Genomic DNA, 2,890 nt, shown 5'->3' with positions numbered 1-2,890 from the left:
CCAGGAACAGATCTAAAAATCGATCCTGATGGTTCGATGACATTTAGAGCCGATAGTATAGTTTCGTTCACTAAGCGGAAAACGGATCAGGCTCGTGAAATTTTGAAGGATATTCGGGAGAACCTACACCAAAATGTTAATGCGTCAGCAAAGAAAGATAGTACCGACGAAAATAAAATCGAAACTAAGGATATTGAGAGACGTCCGAGTGCTACTGGAATACTATCAAATTGGATTGGGTTAGCTATAGGTTTATTGATAGTTGCGTTCGGTATTTATTTTGGATTTCGTAAAAAATAACATGTAAAGAATATTAAATATTTTATATTTGACTCTGTTTTTTGACCATAAATAGATGAGAAGAATATTTACTTTAGATTATTTACGAGGAATTGCCGCATTACTAATTTTAGTTTATCATTATTCAGGATGGCAGGGATGGGAATTTGATGCACAATCACCAATACAAAGAGTTGGTTATTATGGAGTATCGATATTTTACATGTTGAGTGGATTGACTTTATTTTATGTGTATAAAGATAAGCTTACGGTATCCTTTGATAGCCTAAAAAGCTTTTTCATAAAAAGAGCTGCTAGAATTTTGCCACTACTTAGTTTAGTAACAATCATTGCAATTGTATTATACAGGAAGGTGCCGAATTTTGTTGATGTATTTTTGAATGTCACTGGTCTTTTTGGATTTATAAAGTGGGACACATATTTCGCAGTAGGCGCATGGTCTATTGGTAACGAATTGGTATTCTATGCTTTCTTTCCACTATTACTATTTTCATCTAGAAAGTCAGTTTTATTTTGGATTTCTGGAGGAATAATTTTAGGATCGAGTATCTACTTCTCATATTTTGAGCTTCCAAAATTAAACGGATCTGATTTATTTTGGAGAAACTACATAAATCCATTGAATCAATTGCTATACTTTTATATTGGTATCGCCATTGGTAAGATATTTGGATTCACTCGGGTTGTCAATAACGCTTTATTGGGAGTAATATTAATTTTAGCAATAGCAACATTTGCTTTCTATCCAACAGTATTAGATCAAAATTCACTTGTAATGCAAGCAAACAAATATGTTTTCACAGTTTGCTGTGCGGCCATAGTGTCATGTTTATTTTTAATGAGGACTAGTATTGATCATTTTTACCACAAGCCTCTTTTATTTTTAGGTGAAGTTAGTTATGGCCTATATCTATTTCATCCCATTGTATATTCAATTATTAAAGGTATTCTAAAAGCGTTTAAAATACCACTAACAGGTATACCTTTGATGATTTTATGCGCAATAATATCCATTTTTATTAGTTATATAAGCTATGAGTATTTCGAAAAGAAAGTAGCTAAATTTATCAATAGGACTACTAATAAGTAGTTTTATGATCTTCTTACTTTCATGTAGTAAGAAGAATGATGAAAATGAATTTGAGACAGACCACCCAAATTATGTTACTTTCAATAAGAAGGCCTTAAATGAAATTGTCTTGCAAACAAGAAAAGGTGTCGAATATCCTTTAGATTTTAATCTCGAACAATTTTCATTAGATATCAGTATCAAAAATCCGAGCAGTGATATTGAAGTTTTTTTTGGAAAAGGAAAAGGTGGTTTAGTTATTAATTCGGATAAAGTTTCAGTTCTTGATAACGACGGTGCAGTTATAGATCAAAAAAGTATATTATTTAAAGGAGATATTAAATTTTCCATATCTAAAAAAGTTGACTCTATAGTTTACACACTAAATTCAGATACCTTATTTCAATATTCAATATCACATAATTTAAAGTCAGTTCTATTAAGGGGTAAGCCTTTACTTAAAGTAATTTCAGGACAATTATCTGTTTCATATTTTTCAATAAATTCTTATACTAATCCTTTAGCAGCTATTTTTGGAGATTCCATTGTAGAAGGTGGAGCATTCATCAACTTTAGAGGAGATATAAGGGATAAATGGACAACTTTGTTATCGAACAAACTTAATGGTAAAGTTGCGATAGATGGTTTAAGCGGTGGAAAGATTGATGCAGAGACTACATATAGAATTATTGAAGAATTAAGAATTTTTAAACCCAAAATTGCAATAATTTGTTATGGAACTAATACAACTGGTAAGAATTCAGATTACTTCTCAGGAATTGAGAATATACGAAAATTTACAGAAGCAAATAATATTAAATTAGTACTGGCTACAACTTTAGAGAAGTCAATTCGCGATTTGAACAGAATGGTAAGGAAATCAATAAATGGATTTCTCAACAGGGGGTTCCATTTATTGATTATTATGGCTTGTTAACTAAAAATGGTATTATTGTTACATCTAATTTCTTCAATGATCGATTGCATCCTAATTCTAAAGGTAACAAGATTATATTTGGAAAATGCAGATAAAATAGTAAATAACTTAATCTTATCTAAATAATTATATGGGCGTCAATAATAAAGTAGATAAAATAAAGCTTTTGGATTCCAAATATTCGAACTTTTTGAAAGAAGAAGGTAAGTGGCTTGGTGGTACACTTGCTACTGTTTTTAAAAACCGACACTACAAAGAGTTTAAAAATGAAATTTTCATTAATATCCCTGTTGATATTAAAGAAGATTTAAAACATATTATTTAAGGAAATTTTAATGAGATAAAAGTTTCATTTCAGAAACAATACCTAAGTTGATGTGTTACCATAGTCTCCATTATAAAAAAAAGTTAGCGTTAAAGGTCTAGTATTCATATACTTGATCTTCTCTATATCTCCTCCTCAAAAACTATTTCACCATCAAAGTGATCCATAAAAATTGTAAGTTCATCAGTGGTCAGCCAGCTTTTATTATTGCACAGCATCACCCAATCACCATTCCTAAAGGTTATGTCAGTATTGAATC

At 30.5% G+C, this 2,890-nt stretch carries 4 protein-coding genes; all 4 read left to right on the top strand.

What is annotated here, in order from left to right:
* Positions 1-300: hypothetical protein (locus tag K7A41_RS00265; RefSeq protein ID WP_265712103.1), on the top strand; the 300-nt coding region annotated here is incomplete at its 5' end.
* 55 nt (positions 301-355) lie between these two features.
* Complete coding sequence (locus K7A41_RS00260; protein WP_265712102.1) at positions 356-1,390, top strand: acyltransferase family protein; 1,035 nt, start codon at positions 356-358, stop codon at positions 1,388-1,390.
* 4 nt (positions 1,391-1,394) lie between these two features.
* Entirely contained in the window at positions 1,395-2,306 is a 912-nt protein-coding gene (locus tag K7A41_RS00255) for a hypothetical protein (protein ID WP_265712101.1), read from the top strand.
* 130 nt (positions 2,307-2,436) lie between these two features.
* Positions 2,437-2,631, top strand: coding sequence for a hypothetical protein (locus K7A41_RS00250; RefSeq protein ID WP_265712100.1), 195 nt, complete (start codon positions 2,437-2,439; stop codon positions 2,629-2,631).
* Positions 2,632-2,890 lie beyond the last annotated feature (259 nt).

The sequence above is a fragment of the Sphingobacterium sp. InxBP1 genome, assembly GCF_026191775.1.
Lineage (GTDB): Bacteria > Bacteroidota > Bacteroidia > Sphingobacteriales > Sphingobacteriaceae > Sphingobacterium > Sphingobacterium thalpophilum.
This window is presented reverse-complemented; position numbering and strand designations above follow the sequence as displayed.